Origin of the sequence: Brevibacterium sp. 50QC2O2, from assembly GCF_024580675.1 — a bacterium.
In the GTDB taxonomy this organism is placed as follows: Bacteria; Actinomycetota; Actinomycetes; order Actinomycetales; family Brevibacteriaceae; genus Brevibacterium; species Brevibacterium moorei.
On record NZ_JANIJZ010000017.1, the window covers coordinates 35,217 to 60,854 of the forward strand.

Annotated in this window: 19 protein-coding genes; 11 read left to right on the top strand and 8 right to left on the bottom strand. The window is 65.8% G+C overall.

Annotation, left to right across the window (positions count from 1 at the left end; translation table 11 throughout):
- Positions 1-535: 535 nt before the first annotated feature.
- Positions 536-2,056, bottom strand: coding sequence for a chromosomal replication initiator protein DnaA (gene dnaA / locus NQ038_RS12790; RefSeq protein WP_257058790.1), 1,521 nt, complete (start codon positions 2,054-2,056; stop codon positions 536-538).
- 809 nt (positions 2,057-2,865) lie between these two features.
- Here dnaA and rpmH point away from each other — a divergent pair.
- The 8 genes from rpmH to NQ038_RS12830 all read left to right on the top strand — a co-directional run bounded on the left by rpmH (position 2,866) and on the right by NQ038_RS12830 (position 8,320).
- Positions 2,866-3,003 (top strand): 50S ribosomal protein L34, encoded by a 138-nt coding sequence (gene rpmH, locus NQ038_RS12795; protein ID WP_257049317.1) that lies wholly within the window; start codon positions 2,866-2,868, stop codon positions 3,001-3,003.
- 6 nt (positions 3,004-3,009) lie between these two features.
- The gene (gene rnpA, locus NQ038_RS12800) at positions 3,010-3,354 is read left to right on the top strand and encodes a ribonuclease P protein component (RefSeq protein ID WP_257049318.1); all 345 of its coding nucleotides are present in this window, start codon (positions 3,010-3,012) and stop codon (positions 3,352-3,354) included.
- Between the two features lie 9 nt (positions 3,355-3,363).
- Entirely contained in the window at positions 3,364-3,714 is a 351-nt protein-coding gene (gene yidD, locus NQ038_RS12805; protein WP_257049319.1) for a membrane protein insertion efficiency factor YidD, read from the top strand.
- 66 nt (positions 3,715-3,780) lie between these two features.
- A complete protein-coding gene (gene yidC / locus NQ038_RS12810) occupies positions 3,781-4,746 on the top strand; it encodes a membrane protein insertase YidC (protein ID WP_257049320.1) in 966 nt (321 codons plus the stop codon).
- Between the two features lie 13 nt (positions 4,747-4,759).
- The gene (locus tag NQ038_RS12815; protein ID WP_257049321.1) at positions 4,760-5,323 is read left to right on the top strand and encodes a R3H domain-containing nucleic acid-binding protein; all 564 of its coding nucleotides are present in this window, start codon (positions 4,760-4,762) and stop codon (positions 5,321-5,323) included.
- Positions 5,320-5,982: a 16S rRNA (guanine(527)-N(7))-methyltransferase RsmG gene (gene rsmG, locus NQ038_RS12820; protein WP_257049323.1), complete on the top strand. Its 663-nt coding sequence runs from the start codon at positions 5,320-5,322 to the stop codon at positions 5,980-5,982. Before NQ038_RS12815 ends, rsmG begins: the two co-directional genes overlap by 4 nt.
- 167 nt (positions 5,983-6,149) lie before the next feature.
- On the top strand, positions 6,150-7,043 hold the full coding sequence (locus tag NQ038_RS12825) for a ParA family protein (RefSeq protein WP_257049324.1): 894 nt from the start codon (positions 6,150-6,152) through the stop codon (positions 7,041-7,043).
- Positions 7,043-8,320 carry a ParB/RepB/Spo0J family partition protein gene (locus NQ038_RS12830; RefSeq protein WP_257049325.1) on the top strand — a complete coding sequence of 426 codons (1,278 nt, stop codon included), beginning with the start codon at positions 7,043-7,045 and terminating at the stop codon, positions 8,318-8,320. Before NQ038_RS12825 ends, NQ038_RS12830 begins: the two co-directional genes overlap by 1 nt.
- A 160-nt stretch (positions 8,321-8,480) precedes the next feature.
- Here NQ038_RS12830 and NQ038_RS12835 read toward each other — a convergent pair whose 3' ends face one another.
- From NQ038_RS12835 to NQ038_RS12865, 7 genes are all read right to left on the bottom strand, one after another.
- Positions 8,481-9,629, bottom strand: coding sequence for an N-acetylmuramoyl-L-alanine amidase (locus NQ038_RS12835; protein WP_257049326.1), 1,149 nt, complete (start codon positions 9,627-9,629; stop codon positions 8,481-8,483).
- Between the two features lie 114 nt (positions 9,630-9,743).
- Positions 9,744-10,064 carry a thioredoxin gene (gene trxA / locus NQ038_RS12840; RefSeq protein WP_257049327.1) on the bottom strand — a complete coding sequence of 107 codons (321 nt, stop codon included), beginning with the start codon at positions 10,062-10,064 and terminating at the stop codon, positions 9,744-9,746.
- A 41-nt stretch (positions 10,065-10,105) separates the two neighbouring features.
- The gene (trxB, locus tag NQ038_RS12845) at positions 10,106-11,038 is read right to left on the bottom strand and encodes a thioredoxin-disulfide reductase (protein WP_257049328.1); all 933 of its coding nucleotides are present in this window, start codon (positions 11,036-11,038) and stop codon (positions 10,106-10,108) included.
- Between the two features lie 81 nt (positions 11,039-11,119).
- Entirely contained in the window at positions 11,120-13,819 is a 2,700-nt protein-coding gene (locus NQ038_RS12850) for a hypothetical protein (protein ID WP_257049329.1), read from the bottom strand.
- Between the two features lie 135 nt (positions 13,820-13,954).
- Positions 13,955-15,838, bottom strand: a complete 1,884-nt coding sequence (gene murJ, locus NQ038_RS12855; RefSeq protein ID WP_257049330.1) for a murein biosynthesis integral membrane protein MurJ — start codon at positions 15,836-15,838, stop codon at positions 13,955-13,957.
- Positions 15,839-15,852: 14 nt separating this feature from the next.
- Complete coding sequence (locus NQ038_RS12860; protein ID WP_257049331.1) at positions 15,853-18,525, bottom strand: DUF6049 family protein; 2,673 nt, start codon at positions 18,523-18,525, stop codon at positions 15,853-15,855.
- Between the two features lies 1 nt (position 18,526).
- Positions 18,527-19,027, bottom strand: coding sequence for an NUDIX hydrolase (locus NQ038_RS12865; protein ID WP_257049332.1), 501 nt, complete (start codon positions 19,025-19,027; stop codon positions 18,527-18,529).
- 230 nt (positions 19,028-19,257) lie between these two features.
- Between NQ038_RS12865 and NQ038_RS12870 the strand changes: the two genes are divergently transcribed.
- The 3 genes from NQ038_RS12870 (at position 19,258) to NQ038_RS12880 (ending at position 25,347) form a co-directional block, all read left to right on the top strand.
- Positions 19,258-20,820 (top strand): CCA tRNA nucleotidyltransferase, encoded by a 1,563-nt coding sequence (locus NQ038_RS12870; protein WP_257062744.1) that lies wholly within the window; start codon positions 19,258-19,260, stop codon positions 20,818-20,820.
- Positions 20,821-20,953: 133 nt separating this feature from the next.
- On the top strand, positions 20,954-22,729 hold the full coding sequence (locus tag NQ038_RS12875) for an AMP-binding protein (protein WP_257049334.1): 1,776 nt from the start codon (positions 20,954-20,956) through the stop codon (positions 22,727-22,729).
- Positions 22,730-22,983: 254 nt separating this feature from the next.
- The gene (locus NQ038_RS12880) at positions 22,984-25,347 is read left to right on the top strand and encodes a transglycosylase domain-containing protein (RefSeq protein WP_373456826.1); all 2,364 of its coding nucleotides are present in this window, start codon (positions 22,984-22,986) and stop codon (positions 25,345-25,347) included.
- Positions 25,348-25,638: the final 291 nt, after the last annotated feature.

Sequence of the window (25,638 nt, forward strand, 5' to 3'; positions counted from 1 at the left end):
GCAAAAGCCCTGGTTTCTCAGGTGCGTGCAAAAACGCACACCCTATTTCGCTCCAGCCGACAGTACGACGATTCCCGACCCCCTAGTCATCGGACAACTTTCGGGTTGGTTTGCGGAGGTCATCCGATGAATCTCCCTGATTCATCCAAAGACTCACAGGTGGATACACATGTGCAAAACTGCGCATTCCTGCTCCTCAGAGCTTTTCACTCTCCTCGAGGAGCCCTGGTGGCCTTGGCTCCCGGGACAATGCGCGGCGGGCCCTCTTGAATGTCGAGTTGGAATATCAGTAGTAGTCGTAGCCGGTGTGGAACTTGTGGAGAAGAGCTCTCCTGCCCAGTAATGACGCGGGATAGCGGCCTTCTTCCCACGGTGGGAAACCTGTGGAGGATCTCAGGACGGGGTGTGGACGCCTGTGGACGGTTGAATCGTTCTTCCACAGTCATCCACAGGCCGGTCTGGAACTGTTCATTCACCCCTACCCAGGCTTGGACGGGTTAACCACAGGTTTATCCACACCTGTTGACTACCGGTTCTACAGATGATGATGCTGTTTGAGGCGGTTTGTCAGTTCCGTGACCTGCGTGTAGATGGCCCTCCGTTCCGTCATCTGTGTGCGGATCTTCTTGTTCGCGTGCATCACCGTCGTGTGGTCGCGGCCTCCGAATTCCTGGCCGATCTTCGGCAGGGACAGGTCGGTCAGTTCCCGGCACAGGTACATGGCGATCTGCCTGGCGGTGGTCAGGGTGCGTGAGCGGCTGCTGCCCTTGAGATCGTCGATCGTCAGGTGGAAGTAACCCGCCACCTGGCCCATGATGTCCGCCGGGGTGATCTCCGGAGTGTCGTCCTGGCTGATGAAGTCCTTGAGCACCGTTTCGGCCAGGCTCACGTCGATCGTCTGCGAATTGAGGTTCGCGAAGGCGGTGACGCGGATCAGGGCGCCCTCGAGCTCGCGGATGTTCGAGGAGATCCGCGATGCGATGTACTCCAGCACGTCGTCGGGCACCTTGAGGTTCTCGCCCAGGGCCTTGTTGCGCAGGATGGCGAAGCGGGTCTCCAAGTCCGGCGGCTGCACATCCGTCAGCAGACCCCATTCGAAGCGGGACCGCAGACGCTCCTCGAAGCCCTTGAGCATCTTGGGCGGCTGATCCGAGGAGATCACGACCTGTTTGTGTTCGTTGTGCAGTGCATTGAACGTATGGAAGAACTCCTCGACCGTGGCGTCCTTGCCCTGTAGGAACTGAATGTCGTCGATCATCAGGATGTCGACTTCACGGTAGCGGCGCTGGAAGGCCGGGCGCAGCGAGTTCGAGGTCGTCGACGAGCCGATCGTGTTGATGAAGTCGTTGACGAATTCCTCGCTGGACACGTAGCGGACCCGGATATTGGGGTACAGCTGGGCTGCGTAATGGCCGATCGCATGCAGCAGGTGGGTCTTGCCCAGTCCCGAATCGCCGTAGATGAACAGCGGGTTGTATGCCTTGGCCGGCTGTTCTGCCACCGCGAAGGCCGCAGCATGGGCGAACCGGTTGGACGCGCCGATGACGAAGGAGTCGAAGGTGTACTTGGGGTTGAGCTGGTCAACCCCGTTCCCGTCGATGGCGGGTGCCCGCCCCAGAGCGGGATCGCGGGCCGGTGCCGGCTCCGGGACCGTTGCGGTGGCGGGACCCCCGTATTCGTCACCGTGGATCTCCACCTGCCAGTAGTCCTCGGGACGGCCGGGGAAGGCGGGGGAGGGCGCCTGGCGACCCCCGTAGGAGCCGGGGCCGAACTGGGCCGGCTGCACGTGTTCCACGGTGTGGCTGCCCGAGGCGGATTCCGGGACATTCAGATCGGGTTCGACCGCGATCGCGAACGACACCTGGTGGCCCAGCACCCGTTCGAACTCGCGGGCCAGAGGTTCGCGCAGGCTGGTCTCCAGGGTGGTCCTGGTCAGGTCGTTGCGCACCGCCAGAACCACCAGTTGGTCACCCGCGAAGGCCTTGGGCTGTGCCAGGGACAGGAATCCCTTCTGGTGTGCGGTGATCGATTCGTCCTTGAAGAGGTTGCTGCGCACCTCCTGCCAGACGGCCGCTAGGTCGGGTTCGGACGGTGGGACGGACAAAGGACCTCCAAGTGGAATAGGGTTGTGCAGATCCTGTGGACAACTGCGTGGACGTTCTTCCACATAGTTTTCCACACTTTGTGGAGAGATCCACACCCGGAACCGGATTTCCACACCGGTGGACAAGTCTGTGGAAATCACATCCATGTGATTGTTCCCCTCACTGCGGAACTAGCCCGGAAAACCGGGGCTCTGCGGCTTGGCCATCGGTGAACAGGGTGTTGACCGGTTCGGATCATGGTTGTGGACGATGGTCCCGGAGGGGCTGAATCCACAGGTGAGATGCCTCTCGTGTGGACAAGACAATCACAGCATGGACACTCCGCTGTGTACGGTTTGTGGGTAACCCGTCCCGGTTTCCCCAGACGGGGAAGTTTTTCTCCACAATCTGGGGATAAACCGGTGGAAGAACGGCTGTAACCCGCTTTCCACAAGGGAATGCGACGTGTGGACAGGATGCCGGGGAAGTCCTCGCAGTGGCAGCAAAAGGACCCGAAAAGGGTGCGATCGGCGCGGATCCGTGTGGAAAACCCGGTTGGAAGGTGAATCACATGGCAGCCGACCCTGTGGGAATTGACCGGCCCCCGCGCTACCGCCTAATATGGAGTGTCCTGTGTTGCGGGCCCGTTGAGTGTTGTCATCTTCCTTTTGGCCCTTCCTGCGCAGGGATGGAACCAGGTGGCCGACCTCGTGTCGGTCCCGCGGATCCTATCGAACCTGTGCGCCGCGCAGGGCAGACGTTCATACCACAAGGGAGAATCATGACGAAGCGTACTTTCCAGCCGAACAACCGCAAGCGCTCCAAGACGCACGGCTTCCGCCTGCGCATGCGCACGCGTGCCGGCCGTTCGATCCTGGCCGCGCGCCGCCGTAAGGGCCGCAACAGCCTGTCGGCCTGACCGGCTTTGCTGCCCGCCGCGAATCGCGTCAGGTCCGGTGAGGATTTCCGCCGGACCTTCAAGCGCGGGACCGCCTCCGGTTCCCCGTTCGTGGTGCTGCACTATCTAGCAGACGAATCCCACGCTGTGCGCGTGGGATTCGTCGTATCCAAGGCCGTGGGAAACGCGGTGGTCCGCAACCGGACCAAGCGCCGCCTGCGGGAGATCATGCACGCCCGCCTGGACTCCCTACCCGCGGGCCTGTACGTCCTCCGGGTCAAACCGGCGGCCGCCGGCGCGGGCTTCGCGCAGCTCGATGCCACGGTCGACGGGCTGCTGGCCCGTGCCCGGCGCAAGAACCGGCGTGACTGAGGTCCTTCTATGAAGGCATACGAGTCCACCCCATCGTCCTTGCCACCCTATCCGCGGGGCGCCGCGGGCCCGGTCCGGTTGGGCTATGTCCTGCGGATCGCACCGCGGATGCCCTTCGTCTGGTTCATGCGGGCCTACCGCCGCCTCGTATCGCCGTTGTACGGGGATGTGTGCAAGTACTACCCCAGCTGTTCCAAATACGCCCTGGACGCGTTCGAGGTGACCGGCGCGATCCGCGGTACCGGGCTGACCGTCTGGCGTCTGCTGCGCTGCAATCCGTTCTCGCACGGCGGGGTCGACCATGTGCACGGTTCCTATGCGGACCGGCAGAGCGCCCGAATATGGGGTGGCGGCGCGTGATGGCAGAATATAGCGAGATGTTCGAGCACAAGACCCCGGCACCACCGGTGGTTAAGGAGAGAATGAATGGATAAGATCCTCTTCCCCATCGAGTGGGTGGTGGCATGGATCATGACGATCTTCCACCAGATCTTCACCGCCATGGGCATGCCGGCCGATGGTGGCTGGACCTGGGTGTTGGCGATCGCCTTCCTGACGATCGTCGTGCGCGCGATCCTCATCCCGCTGTTCGTCTATCAGATCAAGGCCCAGCGCAAAATGCAGCTGATGCAGCCGGAGATCCAGAAGCTGCAGGCGAAGTACAAGGGCAAGAAGGACCAGTTCTCCCGCCAGCAGATGGCGGAGGAACAGCAGGCCCTGTTCAAGAAGCACGGGACCAATCCCTTCGCCTCCTGTCTGCCCCTGCTAGTGCAGATGCCGATCTTCTTCTCGCTGTTCCGCGTCATCCGCTATACCAAGGACATCGCCGAGGGCCACCACGCCCCGATCGGCGGTCTGACCCACGAACTGGCGCAGCAGGCGGAGAACTCCACCCTGTTCGGCATCTTCCACCTGTCGGACACCTTCATGTCCGATGGCGTGCTGATCAAGATCTTCACCGCCATCCTCATCGTCGCGATGTCGGCCATGCAGTTCTTCACGCAGAAGCAGATGATGTCGAAGAACATGTCCGAGGCCGCGCTGAACAATCCGTTCATGCAGCAGCAGAAGATGCTGCTGTATTTGATGCCCGTCATCTTCGCAGTGGGCGGCATCTACTTCCCGCTGGGTGTGCTGGTCTACTGGGTCGTGTCCAACGGTTGGACGATGGGTCAGCAGATGATGGTGCTGCGCACCATGCCGACCCCCGGGTCCAAAGCGGAGAAGGAACTGCTGGCCCGCCGTGCCAAGAAGGGCAAGGGAATCGTCCCCGGTGTCACCTCGGGCGATGCTGCCACGGGTGGGGACCAGGACGCAGAGGACAGTCACAAGCCATCGGGTCAGCGGCAACAGCCCATGAGCAAGGCCCGTCAGAAGAAGAACAAGAAGTGAGGGGTCGTTCGTCATGACCGAGGATCAGAGCACCCAGGACAAGAACATCGACCGGGATCCGGCGGCGGATACGACCGCTGCTGAGTCAAAGCCGGCCCGGCCCACCCGCTCCCAGCTGTTGGTGGAGGAGGGGGACATCGCCGCGGACTACTTGGAGGAGTTCCTCGATATCGCCGATATCGACGGCGATATCGACATCGATGTGGCCGACAACCGGCCCGAGGTCGCGATCGTGTGCGAGGACGACGATCACAATCTGTCCACCCTGGTGGGCCGGAACGGCCAGGTGCTCTCCGCCCTGCAGGAACTGACCAGGCTGGCCGTGCAGGCCTCGACCGGTCAGCGTTCGTGGCTGATGCTCGACATCGACGGCTACCGTGATTCGCGTAAGGTCGAATTGCGCCGTCGGGCCGATGAGGTCATCGAACAGGTCAGGGAATCGGGGGAGTCCTACAGCTTCCAGCCGATGAACTCCTTCGAGCGCAAGATCATCCACGACCGGGTGTCCAAGGCCGGTCTGGCCTCGGACTCGGCGGGCGAGGGCGATGCCCGCCACGTCGTGGTGAGCCTGCCGTGAGCGATTCCGGATCTCTTCCAACAGGGCCCGACCAGGTCCTCGAGGCCGAACCCGAGGCGGCGCGCGCGGTCTTCGGCGATCGTCTGCCGTTGGCCAGCGCCTATGCCGAACACCTGGCGACCACGGGGGTGGAATGGGGCCTGATCGGTCCCCGCGAACTGCCCCGGCTGTGGAGCCGGCATATCCTCAACTGCGCTGTTGCAGCCGAGCTGCTCGACGATGACGATGTGGTCGGCGATATCGGCACCGGTGCCGGGCTGCCCGGGATCCCGCTGGCGATCGCCCGGCCCGCCACCCGGTTCGTGCTGGTCGATGCGATGGAGCGCCGAGTCGATTGGCTGCACATGGTGATCGACGATCTGGGCCTGGACAATGTGCGGATCGTGCGCTCGCGGGTCGAGGACCTCGTCGATGAGGAGATCTTCACCGTCGCGACATCGCGGGCGGTCAAGGCCCTGCCCGTGCTCTTGGAATGGTGTGTTCCCGTGCTCGGCCCCGAGGGCAGGGTGCTGGCCCTGAAGGGGGAGCGGGCCGAGGAGGAGATCCTCAAGGCCAAGAAGCAGCTCAAGCGCTTCAAAATGCGCGAACCGGTCATCCACACGGTGGGCGATGGGCTGCTGGCCACGCCGACCCGAGTGGTCGAGGTGCAGCGTCGCTGATCGGGCGCATCGGCTGTGCCAAATAATACGTGAATCGTATATAAATATCCGCAAGCCCCCGTTTACACATGTGTTTCACGTGAAACGGGGGTTTCGCGCGTCCCGTGGATTTTTTCGGACACGCATTCGGATACCATTGACATAACGACTATTTGGACGGAGTGAGTATGCCGATTCTGGACGAGTCGACTCCACTCGGCGCTGAGATCATCCGGGACAACCGGCGCGCCGAACGCTTGGAATCGACTATCTTCCCGGCTCCGCGTGAGACCCGAATCTTTACCGTGGCCAACCAGAAGGGTGGCGTGGGGAAGACCACCACCACGGTGAATATCGCGGCGGCCATGGCCAGGCAGGGGCTGCATGTGCTGGTCATCGACATCGATCCGCAGGGCAATGCCTCCACGGCCCTGGGGATCGATCATTCGACCGATGTGGCCAGTATCTACGATGTCCTCATCGAGGACATGCCGATGCGCGAGACCATCGCCCAGTGCCCGGATCTGGAGAATCTCAGCGTGGTGCCCGCGACCATCGATCTGGCCGGTGCCGAAATCGAATTGGTATCCCTGGTGGCGCGCGAACAGCGTCTGACCGGCGCCCTGCAGACCTATCTGCGGGAGTGCGAGGATGCCGGGCGACGTGTCGACTACGTCTTCATCGACTGCCCTCCGTCGCTGGGCCTGCTGACCGTCAACGCCTTCGTGGCCGCCAATGAGGTCCTCATTCCGATTCAGTGCGAGTACTATGCACTGGAGGGCCTGAGCCAGCTGTTGAGCAACATTCAGCTGATCCAGAAGCATCTGAACCCGCGCCTGCGGGTCTCCACCATCCTGTTGACGATGTACGATGCGCGGACCAATCTGTCCGCGCAGGTGGCCGAGGATGTGCGCGCACACTTCCCGACCCAGGTCATCGGCCACCCGATTCCCCGGAATGTCCGCATCTCCGAGGCTCCCAGTTACCGGCAGACGGTCATCACCTATGACCCCAATTCGTCCGGAGCGCTGTCCTACCGTGAGGCAGCCGAAGAGATCGCCATCCGAGGAGGCGCCAGATAATGGCCGAACGCAAGCGTGGACTGGGCAGAGGGCTGGGGGCCCTCATTCCCGATGTGGTCACAGAGGAGCGTCCAGTCGATGTCTTCTTCCCGGAGTCCCGTGAGGTTTCACGTGAAACCAAGCACAAGGAACACCTCGACCCCGCCGCCAGCATGGCCAAATCCCGACGCGCCAAGCGTGCCGGCCGGGGGCGCGGGAACGGACTTGTGGGTGAGGACGGAAAGCTCAACGTCCCCGCCGAGGTGCTGGGTGGTCCGGCGCCGATCGAGCGCCTGAGCGAGGAGGGCCGGTCTCTGGAGCCGTCCCCGGCTCCGGCCGCCAAGCGGCGCCATGCTGCGAAGACTCCGGTGGAACGCGCAGTGGAGTCCGCCTATGAGGAGGGCTCCAAACCGGAAACGGGTTCCGCTGCGCAGACCTCCGCGGGTGATTCGACTCCGGCGGAGGATGCCACCGAGTCCGAACTTCTGACGGTGCCCGGAACGGCTTTCGGCCTGCTGCCCGTCACTCAGATCAAGCCCAATCCACGGCAGCCGCGTACGGTCTTCGACGAGGACGCACTGGCCGAACTGGTCGAATCGATCAAGGCGGTCGGAGTCCTGCAGCCCGTGGTGGTCCGCGTGGTCGACAAGCAGGCTCCATCCTATGAGCTCATCATGGGTGAGCGGCGTTTCCGCGCATCGCAGGAGGCGGGACTCACGGAGATCCCCGCGATCATCCGCGAGGTCAAGGAAGACGATCTACTGCGCGATGCCCTGCTGGAGAACCTGCATCGTTCGGATCTGAACCCGTTGGAAGAGGCCGCGGCATACCAGCAGTTGCTGGAGGACTTCAAATGCACGCAGGAGGAATTGTCGGTCCGGATCGGTCGTTCCCGTCCGCAGATCTCGAATACCCTGCGCCTGCTCAAGTTGCCCTCGCTGGTCCAGCGCCGGGTGGCCGCCGGGGTCATCTCGCAGGGTCATGCCAGGGCCTTGCTGGGCCTGGCCGACGGTGCCGGAATGGAGGCGCTGGCGCAGCGCATCGTGGCCGAGGGGCTGTCGGTGCGCGCCACGGAGGAAGCTGTGGTGCTGCTCAACCGTGGAGAGAAGCCCAAGGCGAAGCGTTCCGTGCAGCAGGAACATCCGGAACTGGATTCGCTGGCCGCCAGCCTGGGGGACCGCCTGGACACGCGCGTGAATATCTCGATGGGTAAGCGCAAGGGCAAGCTCAGCGTGGAATTCGCCAACCAGGATGACCTGGAACGGATCCTCAAGGCCCTGGGGATCACTCAGGACTGACCGCGCAGCGCAGTACCGACCGCGCAGCGCACCCGGACGTTCCGTGGGCGAACAGGGGCGGTCGCCATCGTGTACGAAACACGATGGCGACCGCCCCTGTGGCGTTGGAGTGGGGTCGCCCCTGCAGGGGCGACCCGGGTGGGTCCGGGAGACCGGCGGGTCAGGACCTGTGCGGATCCAATAGCCGGTGGATGTCTGCCACGCGCAGTGTGCCGGTGGTCGGATCCGATTCCTGCTTGAGGTAGATGCGCTGCAGGGCGATGACGACGCCCTCGGCAATCGCGTCGCGGAAGGCCGCCGTCTCCAAATCCGCCCGGTCCTTCGGATTGGTCAGATAGCCGGCCATCAGGAAGACCTTGGGTGTGCGTGTGACACGCAGGGTCTGCCAGGTCTTGGCATGTGTATGGCAGTCGGTCATCCCCGTCCTGGCCACGACTTCCTTCTGGACCAGATCGGCGGCGAGTTCGCCCACCGGCGAACTGTGGGTCGGATCCCCGTCGACCCCGAAGTAGTAGGTGGCCACACCATTGGGATCCGGCGTGGGATAGAAGTCCTGGTTGACCGTGATGATCAACGAGGCCCCGAGTTCATCGGCCAGGGTCGCGGAGGAATCCGCCCGGGCGAACACCACGGCGGCGCCCAGGGCGGATAAACGGCCCTCGATGCGGCGGGCGATGTCCTGGGAGATCTCCTGTTCCAGTTGTGCGTGGGTTGCGCTGAGCGGAATGGCACGGAAGTCCCGACCGGTGGTCGCAGCCTCGACGACGAAGGTCCGGCCGGCCAGGGACGGGCCCTCGGCGGCGCGGCGGACGCGCTCCCGCAGGGCGAAGAGATTACCGGTCGCGGAGCCACGGCGCACATCATCGAGCGCCCGATAGGTGGCGGGCCCGGCGATCCCGTCTGGTTTGAGTCCCAGGTCCTGCTGGGCCTCGCGCAGAGCGGAGTCGGTGAGCGGCCCGAAGTAGTAGTCGATGCTCTCCGTGTAGATGCCCAGGGTCGCCAGACGCTGCTGGAGCTCTACGACGTCGTCCCCGGCCATCATCCTCGAGGGGTCGTAGCGCAGCACCCGATCGCCCAACCGGTACCGCGCCAGTTCGACCTGGGCGAAGGTCTCGCCATTGAGCACGCCATCGCAGAAGATCCCACGGTCCTGCTGGAACTGACGGATCGCGGAATCGAAGGCGGCGTCGAACACAGGTGACTCTATATCGCCGACGTTGATGTTCAAGCGCGCCAGCTGAGCCTTCGTCGTTGCGATGACAGGGTCTGTGTCACCGCGGCGGAATCGTGGCAGAGGAGTGTTCGACATGATGCTCCCATTGTCCCATGAGTTCCTGGAGAACTCTGAATGGAGTAGAGCACCGGCCCAGGGCCGGTGCTCTACTCGGATGCTCCACCGGATACCGGTGGGGCGCAAAGCGGATCAGCCGATGAACTCGGCCAGCTCCTGCTCCAGTGCCGGCTTGGGCCGTGCACCGATGATGGTCTTGGCGACTTCGCCGCCCTTGAAGACGTACAGCGCCGGGATCGAGGTGATGCCGTAGGCCGCTGCGGTCTGCATATTGTCGTCGGTATTCACCTTGACGACCTTGATCTTATCGGCCTGCTCCTCGGCGATCTGGTCGACGATCGGGCTGACCATGCGGCACGGGCCGCACCAGGGAGCCCAGAAATCCACTACGACGGGCTGATCGTTGTCCAGGACCTCGGCCTTGAACGTAGCATCGGTTACTTCGGTTGCCATGTCATCCTCCTTCAAGATGGTCAGGCTGGGTGTTAGACGAGTCAGTCGTCCAACGCTGTCAGGTAGTGTTCCGCATCGGTGGCGGCAACGCAGCCGGAACCGGCTGCGGTGATGGCCTGGCGGTAGACGGGGTCGATGACGTCGCCGGCGGCGAACACGCCCTCCATGCTGGTCTTGGAACTGCGCCCGTCGACTGCCAGGTAGCCGTCTTCGCGCATGTCGAGGACGTCCTTGAACAGTGCGGTCCGCGGATCCGACCCGATGGCCACGAACATGCCGGTCACGGGCAGCTGTGATTCCTCATCGGTTACGGTGTTGCGGATCCGCAGACCGGTGACCGAATCCTCGCCCTCGATGCCGACGACCTGCGAATCGAGCAGGAACTCCAGTTTCGGATCGTTCTCGGCGCGCTGGAGCATGGCCTGGGAGGCGCGGAAGCCCTCGCGGCGGTGGATCAGCGTGACCTTGTCGGCGAACCTGGTCAGGAAGGTGGCCTCCTCCATTGCGGAGTCGCCTCCACCGACCACGGCGATGTTCTGTCCCTTGAAGAAGAAGCCGTCGCAGGTGGCGCACCAGCTCACACCGTGGCCTGACAGGCGCTTCTCATCCGGCAGCCCCAGTTCCCGGTAGGCGGAACCCGTGGCGAGGATGAGGGCCCGCGCAGTGTATTCGGCGCCGAGCTCGGTGGTCAGCCGGTGTGCGCCCGGCTCGAAGTCGATGGTGGCGACATCGTCGTAGACGACCTCGGCCCCGAACTTCTCCGCCTGCTGGCGCATGTTCTCCATTAGGTCAGGTCCCTGGACGCCCTCGGGGAATCCGGGGTAGTTCTCGACCTCTGTGGTGTTCATCAGCTCACCGCCGGCGGTCACGGATCCGGCGATGATCAACGGCTGCAGTCCTGCCCGCGCCGCATAGACCGCGGCGGTGTAACCGGCGGGTCCCGACCCGACGATAACCAGCTTCTTCTCTGTCATCTTTCTCCTTGTTCGTGCGGCACAACGTGTGGGATGCCGCGGTTATTCCGTCGGGGTGCGCGGTGTCCGGTCACACGGCGGTCAGCCGTATAGCTTGACGGTGTCGATATCGGCTCGGAAGTCGCCGTCGGTCTTGGGCAGCTCGGTGATCCACAGGAATACATGGGTACTCTTCCTGGGCTTGTCGATGTCGACCTTGACGGTGCCCTTCTCGAAGGTTCCCCTGCCCACCGTTGCGGCATCCGTCGGGTCGTCGCCCGATGCCACCCGGATCTCGAACGAGCCACCGGACCCGGCGGACTTGAAGCTGAAGCGCTTGAGCGAGGCGGATTCGGTCAGCCGCAGATCCAGTCCCAGGCCGTCCTTGAGCCCACCGAATTCCGCGCTGTTGTAGCGATCGGTGCGCCAGCTGCCCGAATTGCCCGGCAGCACATTGTCCGCCTTGGCGTTGTTCTCCGTGCCGTCGCCGCCCGGGTCACGCGGGGTGACTGCGTCGATGTCGAGGCGCTTGAGCTTGGCCGAGGTGCTGGACCCCTGGGTCTGCTGCGAGCCTGCGGCGGACGATTCGTCGGGCGAGGGCATCGCCGTGGGAGTGGCACGCTTGCCGATCATCATGCCGACGACCACCACGAGCGCGACGACCACCAGGGCACATAGAACGCCCACGAGTGCCTTGACCGCCGTGGACCCGGACTTCTTGCGCTGCTGTGGTGACGCCTTCCCCTCCGGAGTCGGCGCCATCGCTGCTGCGGCGGTGGTCCCCGCCGAAGCCGCGACGGGGGTTTCCGGTCCCGCCTGCGCCGCTGTGGCGGGCGCTGCACCCTGTGCCCGTTGCGCCGGGACCGGTGCGGGAGTGGCCTGTCCGGTCGGCAGGGCGCCATTTCCGGTTCCCGTCTGCCCTGCACCGGTCCTGCCGGCAGTGGCCCCTGCAGCGGCCCGGGCCGTAGTGGATGCGGGTCGCGCGGTCGTATAGCCGGGCCGTGGCCGCGGGGACTCTGGTCGATTGCTCAACGGCCGCGAGGCATCCGGTTGGGCGTGCTTGATCCGAGGCGTTTCCGAGGTCGCGGGCTGTTTGTCCGCATTGTCCGCAGCGGTTCCGTGCTGCGCGGATTCGCTCTGCGCCGCCGTGCCCGCCGCTGTTCCTGCGGAGGGCGCGGTCGCAGGTTCCACGTCTCGCAGGGCCGCGGGAGCCGGGCCGTCCGTGGCCAGTCTGCTCTGCGCCCGGCGAGCCGCCTGGGCCTCGGCCGCCCTTGCCCTGGCCGTCGCCCGTTCCTCCTGCAGGCGCACGCGTTCGGCGGCCTGTCGCTGGAGTTCGCGCTCCCGTTCGAATTCGGCGCGCTGAGCGGCGTATTCCTCTTCCCTGGTGCGGAACATCCCGCCGAGGAACCACGAGGATTCGTCATCCGCGTCGGTCTGGTCGCCGGTGGGTGCTGCGGCCGGTGTCGCGGGCGGGTCCTGTTCGACGGGGCCCGCCGGAGTGACCGAGGGGTCGGGGATGACGTCCAGGGCCTCCGTGGGCGGTTCCGGTTCGTCCGTGTCGTAGCCGGGTTCGCGGATCGTGCCGTCGGCCCTGCGCATGATGGGCCGGGTCTGATTGGCGTCATGGGACTGCGGGGCATAGGACCGGTAGTCCTCGATGGTTTCGTGTGGGTCCCATTCGACGATGTCGTCGGCACCGGCGCCGGCCAGTGGGAAGGTCGAGGCCTTGCGCATGGCCATCCGGTCGTCGAACCGGCCCTGCCCGCCGCCGGACACCCCGGCCTGGGAGCCGTGCATGCCGGGCCGGGTCATCCCGATGCGGTCCAGTGCGGCCTGCAGCTGTTCGCTCGAGGCCCTGCCCGGATGCCGTCCGGCGGCCTCCTCTTCCGCTGCCAGCGGTTCGGAGGTCACCCGCGGAGTGCGGCTGGTGGTGGCCGATGGCATGGCCGACTTCGCGCCGAAGGGGTCGGGGGAGTCCTGCGGCTCCACCCGGGGGATGTCCTTGAGGGTCGTCGCATCCCAGGGTTCGAGGAACCGGACGATCTCACTGGGGGAGCGGGGACCGGGGTCGACTCCGGACACGACGTCGGAGACGAAGGCGGCGGTGGCCGCGGGCACCGAATCGACGAAGGAGTTCAGCGGGGCGACCCGGTTGTTCTTCAGGCCCGCGGCCTCGATCCCCGCATGGTCGGCCTTCCCCGGCCAGCGGCCGGACAGGCAGGCATAGTAGATGTCGATGAGCGCCAGGGCATCCGCCCGGCGGGCGTCGGCCTGGCTCATATCCTCCGTGTGGAGATTGAAGGGCCTGTTCGCCACGGGGGCGTCGAGGCCCAATCCGTAGAGGACCACATCGTTGTCCTCCGTCAGCCCCACGCATTCGGGGCCCAGGCACAGATGGTGCAGACCGCGGGTGGCGGCGTGGGCCAGTACCGTGGCCAGTTCGCCCACCAGGGCCTTGGCGGATTCGGCGGAGATCGGCCCACGTGCGAGCACAGCGGCCAGTGAGGATGTGCTGCGGTCCTCCGTGACGACCACGTCCATGTGTTCGGTGTGCAGCACATCGAGCACATGGGGCACCCGCGGATCGCTCAGCAGGGCGGCGCGCCTGGCCGAATCGACCAGATCACCGGAGTTCTCATGGCCGGCGATGCGCAGGACGACGGGTGTGTCGAGGATCGCGTCGACCCCCATGCAGACGATGCCGACGGCCGGGTGCTGTGCGAGCCAGGGCCGAAGCAGGTCCGACACCACGTACCTGTCGGCGATCACCTGGCCGCGTTCGACGCTGGGCAGTTCCCTCACCTCCGAAGAATCGGGTCCGGGTGGGCCCGGACCTGCGCACCAGTCTATCCACCACCCCTGACACGGACCTGTATAACAGGGGCCGGGGTGCCGGTTCTTGACGAACTCGTTATCCGCCGGCTGTGTGCCGGTTGTTCAGCGCCCCAGCTTGGTGCGCACCGCCTGGGTCAGGGCTGTGACCTCGCGCACGCGCAGCAGGCGGCAGGCCACCAGGTAGACCAGCAGCATGACGACGCCCATCCAGGCCACGGAGATGAACGAGTGGACCCGGCCGGCGTAGGCGGATTCACCCACGGCGATGAGCAGTACCCGGCCCACCACCAGCGCCACCATCCCGGCGATGGCGAAGCGCACGTGCGACCAGACGATCCGCCACAGGTCGATGCTGCCGATCTTGCGGTGCAGCAGCCATAGGGAGAGCACACAGGCGACCGTATAGCCCAGCGCCATCGCGGCCCCGATGCCGGCGACCACGTACTGCGTGCCGAACCGTTCGACCACCAGCAGGCCCAGCGTGGTGACCGCGACCTGCACCAGCTGGATCCAGAACGGGGTGCGGGCGTCCTCGTAGGCGTAGAAGACACGCTGGGTCAGATAGTTCGCGGAGAATGGGACCAGCCCCAGGATCATCACCGCGACGATCAGACCCAGGGTCCTGGCCTGCGCAGTGGAGCCGCCGGCGATCAGCGCCGCGGTGGGGGTGCCAAGTGCCACCAGGGCGGAGGTGAAGAACACATTGACCAGCCCCACCAGGCGCATGCCCTGGGAGTAGGAGCCGCGCACTGCGGCGACGTCCCGGTCAGCGGCATAGCGGCTGAGCGAGGTGAACAGTGCGGTGGCCAGGGATACCGCGACGAGCGAATGCGGCAGCATGAAGATCGTGTAGGAACTGGTGTAGGCGGCATTGCCCGCCGACATCTGCCCGCCGACCGAAGTCGCACCGGCGGCGGTGCGGCTGATGAACACGAAGCCCAGCTGGCCGATCAACACGGCCGCGAAGGTCCAGCCGGCGACCTTGCCCGCGGTGCCCAGACCAACCCCGCGAAAACCCCAGGTGGGCCGGAATCGGAAGCCGATCCGCTTGAGCGGGAAGACCAGGATCAGCGCCTGCGCCACGACGCCCAGGGTGGCCGAGCCCGCCAGCAGGGCGATCTTGCCCGCATTCCAGGTTCCCACGGCGTGCTGCCCGGCCTCGCCGGGGCCGAAGAACAGGATGAACAGGCCCAGTCCGGCGATCGCCACGACGTTGTTGAGTACGGGAGCCCACATGTACGGGCCGAAGGAGCCCTTGGCGTTGAGCACCTGGCCCAGCAGCGTGTAGAGGCCGTAGAAGAAGATCTGCGGCAGGCACCAGTAGCCGAAGGCCACGGCCAGCGCGGTCTGTTCGGCCGGCCAGCCACCGGAGTACAGCCAGATGAGGGCCGGAGCGCACAGGGTCGCCAGACCCGTGAAGATCAGCAGCAGTGTGATCGACAGCGTCAGCAGTCGGTTCGTGAAGTCCCGACCGCCATCGGGCTGTTTGGTCGCGCGCACGATCTGCGGGACCAACACGGCGTTGAGCACACCGCCGGCCAAGAGCATGTAGAGGTTGTTGGGGATCTTATTGGCCACGTCGAAGGCATCGGCGGTGCCACCGACGGTCACGCCGATCGCCGTGAGCAACAGCATCGTCTTGACCAGGCCCAGCACGCGGGAGACCAGAGTGCCGGCGGCCATGATCGCCGATGACTTCGCCAGGCTCTTCGTCTGCGCCGCCGCCGGATCCACGGTCGCGGCCTGCGCGGTTCCCGCCGCCGAGGCCCCCACCGGCTCGGTGGCGTCGGCCGGCTGTGCGGGCGCAGTGCTCGGACGCGCAGGCACATCCTCCTGGCGCGGCGGTGCCGCATGGCCGGAGCGATGCCGCCCCGTGGAGTGCCTGGGCACCACCGGATCGCGATCGGCCGAGCCCTCTGCGGCCTCGGCCCTGCGCCGCTGGGCGCGCGTCCGATACTGCGGCCCCTGTTCCCCGTCCTCGTGCACGGAAGTCCGTCCTCTCAACCCTTGTCGTGTTCCTGGCCGCGGGCCAGCGCGGCGTCCAACTGGTCGTCGGGCAGCTTGCGCTTGCCCTTCCTGACCGCGCGGACCAGACCGAAGACGAACACGGCCAGCAGACCCGCACCGATCACGGCCGTACCGATATTCTCCCAGTCTGCACGGACCCGGACGTTGATGGCGGGGCGCTGCCCCACCTCGGTGCCGTCGGTGGCCAGGATCCGGACATCGGCCATCACATCGGCATTCGCGATGCCCTCGACCGGGACCTCGACGCGGGCGGTCTCATCCGGGTCCAGACGTGTGGGTTCGGAACGGTCCGTCTGCAGTGCCGGACCCTGCCCGGTCAACGCCACCATGAACTCGATCGGCAGATCGGTGGAGTTCTCCACCCGTACCGGAATCGTCGTCTTGTCCCCGGTGACCAACAGCACCGAGGAACTCTTCTCAACGTGCAGCCCGTCCTCCAGGCCGCGCAGGCGCTCCTGCGTCGCGGTGACGCAGGCGTCCCGGTCCTGTGGCTGGGCCGCCGTCGCGTCCTCGGCGCCCGGGGTGGTCTGGGCGGTGGCCGCTCCATCGGCTCCGCCTGCCGCCCCTGCGGTCGCCTGCCCTGCCGGACGCGCAGCCACCGCCTGCCGCGCCGCGGTGCGGGTCGATGCCACATCCCAGCCGACCGCCGCACAACCCAAGACGATCCGGTCGTTGCGGGTCCGCGCGGTGGAGGGGTCGACGAACAGTGCGGAGAAGGACCTGCCGCGCGCCACGGTGGCGCGCAGCGGGGCCAGACGCTCGCCCTCCTGTTTCACGGTGTCGAGAGGGCTCGTATCGGTCCCGGTCGCGGCGTCCGTGGCATCGGCATCCGTGTCTGCGTCCGCGGCGTCTGCGGCGTCCTCGGCCGCAGCACCGTCCTTCGCCGCAGCGGTGTCTGCAGAGCGCGCCGGCACAGCAGTCCGCTCTGCCGGATCCGCCTTGGCCACATCCGCCAGTCCGGTGTGCTCGAGCCAGGGCAGATTCGCCATCAGCGTTCCGACCTCGGCCCAGGAGGTCGTCGCGGCGGTCCGCGGCATGCTCATCAACACGGTGCGCCGACTGAACGGGCGCTCGCCGGCCAGGGCCGCGGTCTCGGCGGCCAGCCGGGCACGGCTCAGCGCGGGACTCGCCCCACCGGCCACCTGCTCGGCCAGTCCGTCGAGTTCGGTGTCGAGTGCCAACACGTTCTTCCGGGTTATCGGGTCGGCGCCGCGGGACACCGACTGCCCAGGATGGAGGGTGACGGTCGAGCGGGCGTTGACGGTGTAGGGCTCATCGGCCGCTGCCTGTGTTCCGTCGACGATCGGCAGGCCCTTGGTGCGCAGCAGACCGTGCAGGCCCTCATAGTCCAGGGACCCGGCCCGCGGCCAGGTGACGTCGGTGCGCGCACCGGGGAGGAAATCGGTGACCAGCTTGCGTTCGTGTGCGGCGACCTCGGACTGCTTCCGCAGGCCGGCCCGGTCCAGGACCTGGGAATCGGCGTCGGCCCAGGGCAGGGCGATGACCTCATGGCCGGCGGTGGCCTGGGTGAACTGGCGCCACCAGCTGCGCAGCCGCGGGTACGGATCGTCCTTGGGCACCTGGGTCAGGGATTTGACGGTAATGGGGTTGACGGTCTCTGCTCCGCCGAGCGCCGAGGTGCCGGCCTTCGCATCGGCCGCTCCGGCTGCGGTCTTGGCCTCCATGGCCGGTCGCAGTGCCGCGTAGACGCTCAGCAGGAGCCGCGGATCGGCGGCGAGGACGGCAGAGGGGTTCGTCTTCATCCCGGCCAGCAGCGAGGCCAGATTGCCGGAATCCGCGGCCTGGGCCTCGAGCTCGGCGGGATCGATCAGTCCGTTCCGGCCGAACCTGGGCAGGGTGACCGGCAGGATCGTGCCCAGCCGGGTCGCATCGATCTTGGGCCGGGGATACCAGGTGGTGAAGGTGCGCAGCCGCTGCACCCCGTCCGCGTCGAGGCCCTCGTCCGCGGAGTCCTCTGTACCGGTGTCGTCCGCTTGGCCCTGGGAATCAGCGGAATCGGTGGAGCCCTGGGAACTCAGATCCAGGCTCAGGCCGCGCACGCCCCATTCGCGCAGCGGATCGGTCGCACTCAGGGGCAGGGCGCCGGCGGGCAGGCTGAAGGAGAACGGGACGCTCCGTCCCGCGGGCAGCTCGGCGGGCAGCTGGGCGACTTCGGCCTTGGGCTTCTTCTTCGCACTCTTCTTCTTGGAATCGTCGGCCGTGGTGTCCACCTTCGGTACGACGGGTTTGGCAGCCGCCTGGGCCAGTGAGGTGGAGGAGCCCGAGCCGTTCGTCCAACTGCTCAGCGCCTCGCGGGAATCGTAATGGCGCTGTGACATCCGCAGGTCCAGCCGCGGCTTCTCGAGGTCGCGCGCGGCCGTCAGTGTGCCGGAGACGGTGAGAGTGCCGTCCGCATCGAGCCAGGGCGTCAGCGTGGTCACGTTCAGGGTGCCCAGGGCACCGGACCCCTCGGCGGGAGTGGCCGAGGCCTCGGGTGCGGCCGTGGCGGGTGCGGCGGGTGCCGCCGCGGTGCCGGGTGCCGCTGCGGCCTCGGACCCGGGAGCGGCGAGAGCGGGTGCTGCCACGGGTGCCAGGGCCAGGGCCGCCGAGGCCAGCGCGGCAACGGTCTGCAGGAGTCTGTTCACATCAACTTCCGGGTCGCTGGATGTACCGGGGCAGGACATAGGCGCTGGCCAGGGCGATCCTGCGCTCATTGGCGAACGACAGGCGGTCCTGCAATTGGGCGAAGGGTATCCACATGGCGTCGATCGCCTCGTGGTCGGGATCGTTGTCGACTGTCAGCCGGCCACCGGTGGCGCGCAGCAGGAAATGGTGGACGACCTTGTGAATGCGCAGGCCGGACGCGGAGAACCAGTAGTCGACGCTGCCCAGGGTGGTGATGACGGCTCCTTCGATTCCCGTTTCCTCGCCGACCTCGCGGCGGGCGGCCTGGGCCGCGGTCTCATCGCCCTCCAGGTGGCCCTTGGGCAGGCACCACTCGATCCGGCCGGCCCGGTTGATCCGCGCGATCACGGCCACGCGCAGGTCCGGCGAGGCGAAGTCGACCACGATGCCACCGGCAGACACTTCCTCCACCTGACGGCGGGGCGCCGGAAAAGGGCGCGGCTTGGGAAGCGGTCGTGACATGGGGACAGTCTACCGAGCAGGCTTGACGGTTCATGGATGCCGGAGTTTCCGGTGCTGGCGCGGTGACGACGTGCCGACGACGCTGTGACGACGCGCCGATGACCCGAAACCGGAGGAATGACCCGGTATCCGGGGGCATATCCCCGGTTTCGGGTCAGCGGGAGGCATCGGCGCTGCGGACTCGGCGACACTGTAGGCTTGTCCCTGCTGTTTATCAACTTGGAGGTTCGGTGTTTCCAGCGGGCGCGCACACACGATTGCAGGATGTCCTCGACACCCTGGACGATGTTCTGGGACCGCTGGGGCGCCTGTTCGCCGATGCCGGATTCGAACTGGCACTGGTGGGTGGCAGTGTGCGCGATGCACTGCTGGGCCGCGATATGCCGGACCTGGATTTCACCACGGACGCCGGCCCCGATGAGATCGAACGGCTGATCAAGCCCTGGGCCGACACGCACTGGGACATCGGCCGGAAGTTCGGCACCATCGGCATGCTCAAGCGCGGCTATCAGATCGAGATCACCACCTACCGGGCGGAGAAGTACGATCCGGACTCCCGCAAGCCCCAGGTGGCCTTCGGCGACAATCTGGATGACGATCTGATCCGCCGCGACTTCACGATCGGCGCCATGGCCGTGCGCCTGCCCGGCCGCGTGTTCGTCGACCCCTTCAACGGTCTGCAGGACCTGGAGAACAAGGTCATCCGGACCCCCGCCAGTGCCACCATGAGCTTCAACGACGATCCGCTGCGGATGATGCGCGCGGCGCGCTTCACCTCCCAGCTGGGCTTCACCGTCTCCGACGAGGTCAAGACGGCGATGACGGACATGGCCGAGCGCATCACGATCATCTCCGCCGAACGCGTGCGCGATGAGCTGGTCAAACTGATGAAGGGCATCGACCCGGCGGCCGGCATCGACCTGCTGGTGTCCACCGGGATCGCCGACCATGTGCTGCCCGAGGTCGCCGGCCTGCGGCTCGAACGCGATGAGCACCACCGCCACAAAGACGTCTACCAGCACACCCTGACGGTGGTGCGCCAGGCGGTCGACCTCGAGGCCGCGTATATGAAGCGGATCCATGCGGCCGAAGAAGCCAAGGGTGCCGAGGGCACGGAGCCGACTGCCGCGTCCTCGGAGTCGAAGGCCCCGGAATCGGTGCTGTCCGCGCCGGATTTCATCGTCCGCTTCGCCGCTCTCATGCACGATATCGGCAAGCCCTCCACCCGCCGGTTCGAGGCGGGGGGAGCCGTGACCTTCTACCATCACGATGTGGTGGGCGCGAAGCTCACGCGCAAGCGGATGCGCGCACTGCACTTCGACAAGGACACCATCTCCAAGGTGTCCCGCCTGGTGGAGCTGCACCTGCGCTTCTACGGCTACGGCGATGCCGGATGGAGCGATTCCGCGGTGCGCCGCTATGTCACGGACGCCGGTGAGCTGTTGACCCGGCTGCACATCCTCACGCGCGCCGACGTCACGACCCGCAATCGTAAGAAGGCCGACCGCCTGGCCTTCGCCTATGACGACCTGGAGGAGCGGATCACCCGGCTGGCCGAACGCGAGCGCCTGGATGCGATCCGGCCCGATCTGGACGGCAAGCAGATCATGGAGATCCTACAGATCGCCCCGGGGCCGGTGGTGGGCCGGGCGTACAGGTTCCTGCTGGAGACCAGAATGGAGCAGGGGCCCCTGGACGCCGAGGCCGCGCGGGCGGCACTGCTGGACTGGTGGTCCCAGCAGCCCGAGTCGGGTGCCGCGGAGAACCAGCCCACAGGCCCTGCCTCCCATTGATTTGCATAAAATATCAACTACATATGCGGTAAATCCCGAGTTCTACACCGTGTAGCGGATAAAATCACCTTTGCAGCGTCGCAGCTGATTTGCGACGATTCAGTTATACGCGACGCTTCCCAAAGGAGAGAATGTGAGCGATGTGACCGAGCGGTTCCGTGCCGCCAGAGACCAGTTGATCGAACTTCGCGAGGATCTGGACGCCGCGCGTGATTCCTTCTCCTGGCCGCACTTCGAGCACTTCAACTTCGCCCTGGATTGGTTCGACGTCGTGGCGGACGGCAATGACGAGCCGGCCCTGCACATCGTCGAGGAGGACGGTTCACAGCGGACCTGGTCCTATTCCGACCTGTCGCTGCGATCCAACCGGGTGGCCAATCTGCTGGCCGCATCCGGGGTGCGCCGGGGCAGTCATGTGATGATCATGCTGGGCAACCGGGTCGAACTGTGGGAGTCGATGCTGGCCTGCACCAAGCTGGGTGCGGTCATGCTGCCCACCGCGGTTCAACTGGGCCCGGTCGATCTGCACGATCGGGCCGAGCGCGGCGAGGTGGACTTCGCCATCGTCGGCGCCGCGGATGCCGCCAAATTCGATTCCGTCGAGGCACCCCTGACCCGGATCGTGGTGGGTGCCCCGGCACAGCGTCCCGGGGATGTGGCCTATGCGGCGGCGGCCGAACAGTCGGCTGCCTTCACCCCCGACGGCCCCACCGCGGCGGACGACCCACTGCTGCTCTACTTCACCTCGGGCACCACGTCGAAGGCCAAGATGGTCGTCCACACGCACGTGTCCTATCCGGTGGGACACCTGGCGACCCTCTACTGGATGGGTCTGGAACCGGGCGATGTGCACTTGAACATCGCCTCGCCCGGCTGGGCCAAGCACGCCTGGTCGAATATCTTCACGCCCTGGATCGCCGGGGCCTGCGTGTTCGTCTACAACTACTCGCGCTTCGATGCGGCGGCGCTCATGCGGGTGATGGACACCGTCGGAGTGACCAGCTTCTGCGCTCCTCCCACCGTCTGGCGGATGCTGGTCCAGGAGGGTCTGGAAAACCTGTCCGCGCCGCCGGCCAAGGCGCTGTCGGCGGGGGAGCCGTTGAACCCCGATGTCATCGCCAGGGTCGAACGGGACTGGCACACCACGGTACGCGATGGCTACGGCCAGACCGAGACCGTACTGGTCATCGGCAATACACCGGGGCAGGACACCGCGCCCGGCACGATGGGGCGCGCCCTGCCCGGTTTCGACGTGGTGCTGCGGGATCCCGCGACCGGTGAGATGACCGACGAGGGGGAGATCTGCCTGCGCCTGGACCCCCGTCCTGTGGGCCTGACCACGGGCTACTGGCACGATGAGGCACGCACCGACGCCGTTTTCGCCGATGATGTTTATCACACCGGTGACGTCGCGGCGCGCGACGAAACCGGCTGTTTCACGTACGTTGGCCGGGCTGACGACGTGTTCAAGGCCAGCGACTACCGGCTCTCGCCCTTCGAATTGGAGTCGGTCCTGATCGAGCACGAGGCGGTACTCGAGGCCGCCGTCGTGCCCTCCCCGGACCCGGTGCGCCTGGCGGTTCCCAAGGCCTATGTCGTCCTGGCTCCGGGGTGGGAGCCGAACGCCGGAACGGCCGAGGACATTCTGCGCTTCTGCCGCGAAGAACTGCCGCCCTACAAGCGAATCCGGCGTCTGGAGTTCACCGAACTGCCCAAGACCATGTCGGGGAAGATCCGCCGCGTCGAACTGCGTGTGCGCGAACGCGAACTGCACGGTGTGGGCGGGGAGATCGAGGATCGGGTGCCGGGTGTGGACCCGGCCGGCACCGCTGGTGCCAGTGGTCCGAGTTGGGGCGATGGAGCCTCGCGCGAGTGGTCCGAGGCCGATTTCGCCGAACCGCTCTCTTAAGGTTAGGGGACACTGATCCTGAGGGTGTGTGAGTGGCGCCACCCCGAGATTCACAGGTGATGGTATATGGGCACGGACAGCTGGGGCACTTAGACTGAAGGGCGGTTTTCCGTTCCGAATCCGGCCCCACCACTCACCGGCGGCGACCTGGGCTTCGGAACCAGTCGTCTGAAACCCCTGGGGGATTCTTGTCTAAACGTTCGTCTGACGCAGCTGCGTCGAGGGGTGCCGCTACGGGCCGCCGTCGTACCTGGATGGGGCGCGTGTTGAACTATCCGCGAGCCGGCAAAAGCGGGTTCACCCGCTGGCTGCCGTCGTTCCGGCTGTGGGTCACCGGCGTCCTGGGCCTCTTCGTCATCGTCGTGGCCGGCTTCGCCATCGGCTACAGCCGCACGCCCATTCCACAGGCGAATGTGTCCGCAACCGGTGCGACGACCAATGTCTACTACGACGACGGCAAGAAGCTGATCGGTCAGCTCAAGATCGAGAACCGGCAGCCGGTCGCACCCGATAAGATCTCACCCACGCTCAAGGCGGCCACCGTTGCAGCGGAGGACCGGTCCTTCTACGAGAACCGCGGGATCAACGTCAAGGGCCTGGGCCGTGCGGTCTGGGGCCTGGTGACCAACGACTACGCCGGCGGCGGTTCCTCGATCACCCAGCAGTACGTCAAGAACTACTATCTGACGAACGACCACTCCATGGTCCGCAAGGCCAAGGAGATGTTCATCGCCCTGAAGATCGACCAGGAACTGGACAAGGACCAGATCCTGGCGAATTACCTCAACACCATCTACCTGGGCCGCGGGGCATACGGGGCCGAGGTCGCCTCCCAGAACTACTTCCACAAGCCCGCCGCTGACCTGGACTACAAGCAGGCCGCACTGTTGGCCGCGATCATCCAGCGTCCGGGGGCCGCGGATCCCGCCGACAATCCGGAGGTCTATCAGGGCCGCTACAACTATGTGATCCAGGGGATGGTCGAACGCGGTAACATCCCGGCGAACCTGGGCAATGACACGACCATGCCCAAGGTCTACTCGCCCAAGAAGGAGAAGGGCTTCGGTGGCCAGACCGGCTATATGCTGCGCGCCGTGGTCAACGAGATGAAGGCCCAGGGCCTGAGCGAGGACCAGATCTACCGTGGCGGCTACAAGATCGTCACGACCTTCAACAAGAAGGACATGGACGCGGCGCTGGACACCGTGCAGTCCCTGCCCAAGCCCAAGAAGGGCATGCACATCGGCCTGGTGTCGATCGACCCGAAGACCGGTGGGATCCGTGCGATGTACGGCGGCAAGGACTATCTCAAGCAGCAGTTCAACGATTCTCTGCAGGGCACCGCACAGGCTGGCTCGACGTTCAAGCCCTTCGCCCTGGTCGCCGGGATCGAGGACGGCTACCGCCTGGGTTCGTCCTGGCCCGGTTCGCAGATCACGATCCGTTCCGAGGGGAACGCGCCGTGGACCGTGCACAACTTCGGCGGGTCCAGCTACGGTACGGTGTCCCTGCTCAAGGCCACGGAATCGTCGGTGAATACCGCATACGGGTACCTGAACAAGAAGGTCGGCCCGGAGAAGACCCAGGAGGCCGCGATCCGCGCCGGTCTGCCGGAGAGCACACAGGGCCTGGACAAGAACCTGTCGAACGTGCTGGGCACCTCCAGCCCGCGCCCGGTGGACATGGCCAATGCCTATGCGACCTTCGCCGCCCAGGGAATCTATCGCAAGGCGCATGTGGTGGAGAAGGCCACGGACGGTGCCGACAAGGTCGTCTACCAGCCCGACACCGAGGGAGAGCGCAAGTTCGACAAGGCGGTGATGGCGGAGACAACCTACGCCCTGCGCCACGTCATCTCCTCCGGCTCCGGCTCCTACGCCTCCAGTCTGGGCCGGCCCGCCGCGGGCAAGACCGGTACCTCGAGTGACAACTATTCGGCCTGGTTCACCGGTTATACGCCGCAGCGCGCCACCGTCGTGTCGATCTCCCGGACCAAGGCGAAGAAGGACAAGGCCTCGGGGGAGATGCGGAACTATGCGGTGCCGATCGGACCCTGGGGCTCGCGCGGCGAGGTCACCGGCGGTTCGTACCCAGTGCAGGCCTGGACGCACTTCATGCGGCAGTCGCTCGAGGGCACGGATGTGAAGTCCTTCCCCTCGCGGCCCAGCCCCTCGGACCTGCCCAAGCTCAACACCGGTGGGGACGACGACCAATACGGTAGCGGCAACAACGAGTTGCGGGGTAATTCGAACCGGTCGTCGAACTCCAGGTCGCATTCGTCCTCGAACTCCAGGTCCAAGGCCAGGCACACCGAGAAGGCCAAGGACGAATCGGATAAGAAGAAGGACCGGGAGGACTCGAAGGACAAGGGCAAGGACAAGGGGTCCGCGGACGGCAAGGGAAAGTCCGACGGCGATGGGAAGGACGGCGGGAAGACGGGAATCGAACCGCCGAAGAAGCCGGAGAAGCCTTCCACTGGAGATTCCGGTAAGGACGACGACTCCGGTACAGGGGGGAACTCGTCGGACTCCAAGAACAAGGATAAGAACAAGGACAAGACGGGTCCGAACTCCGGGTCCAACTCCAAGGACGACTCCGCTGTGGTTTCAAACAAGTAGCCCAACTGCTGCTGAATCCCCGCCGAGTGGCTGGGATGTGCCGAGACCTTCCGAGGCCTCCCGGCATGTCCCGGCCACTCGGTGCGTCGGACCGGCGTGTGGTGCGTTGGACGGGGTGCGTTGGGCAAAAGGCGCCTGTGCGGGTGCGCGGTGCGTTGACGAGGCCGTGATGCTCCTATAGGTTGTCAAGCCCGGTCGTGATCATGGTGGTGGTGATCGACCATGGCGAGGTGGCCTACGCGGCGAGCAGGTATTCACGGTAGGCGATGACGAAGTCATCGTCTCGGCGTT

What these genes read in the sequence shown, in the direction of transcription:
- rpmH (WP_257049317.1), top strand. Translation starts at nt 2,866, where the DNA reads ATGACGAAGCGTACTTTCCAGCCGAACAACCGCAAGCGCTCCAAGACG.
- NQ038_RS12880 (WP_373456826.1), top strand. Translation starts at nt 22,984, where the DNA reads ATGGGGCGCGTGTTGAACTATCCGCGAGCCGGCAAAAGCGGGTTCACC.
- NQ038_RS12835 (WP_257049326.1), bottom strand. Translation starts at nt 9,629, where the DNA reads ATGTCGAACACTCCTCTGCCACGATTCCGCCGCGGTGACACAGACCCT.
- NQ038_RS12815 (WP_257049321.1), top strand. Translation starts at nt 4,760, where the DNA reads ATGACCGAGGATCAGAGCACCCAGGACAAGAACATCGACCGGGATCCG.
- NQ038_RS12830 (WP_257049325.1), top strand. Translation starts at nt 7,043, where the DNA reads ATGGCCGAACGCAAGCGTGGACTGGGCAGAGGGCTGGGGGCCCTCATT.
- yidC (WP_257049320.1), top strand. Translation starts at nt 3,781, where the DNA reads ATGGATAAGATCCTCTTCCCCATCGAGTGGGTGGTGGCATGGATCATG.
- yidD (WP_257049319.1), top strand. Translation starts at nt 3,364, where the DNA reads ATGAAGGCATACGAGTCCACCCCATCGTCCTTGCCACCCTATCCGCGG.
- NQ038_RS12825 (WP_257049324.1), top strand. Translation starts at nt 6,150, where the DNA reads ATGCCGATTCTGGACGAGTCGACTCCACTCGGCGCTGAGATCATCCGG.
- trxB (WP_257049328.1), bottom strand. Translation starts at nt 11,038, where the DNA reads ATGACAGAGAAGAAGCTGGTTATCGTCGGGTCGGGACCCGCCGGTTAC.
- NQ038_RS12865 (WP_257049332.1), bottom strand. Translation starts at nt 19,027, where the DNA reads ATGTCACGACCGCTTCCCAAGCCGCGCCCTTTTCCGGCGCCCCGCCGT.
- trxA (WP_257049327.1), bottom strand. Translation starts at nt 10,064, where the DNA reads ATGGCAACCGAAGTAACCGATGCTACGTTCAAGGCCGAGGTCCTGGAC.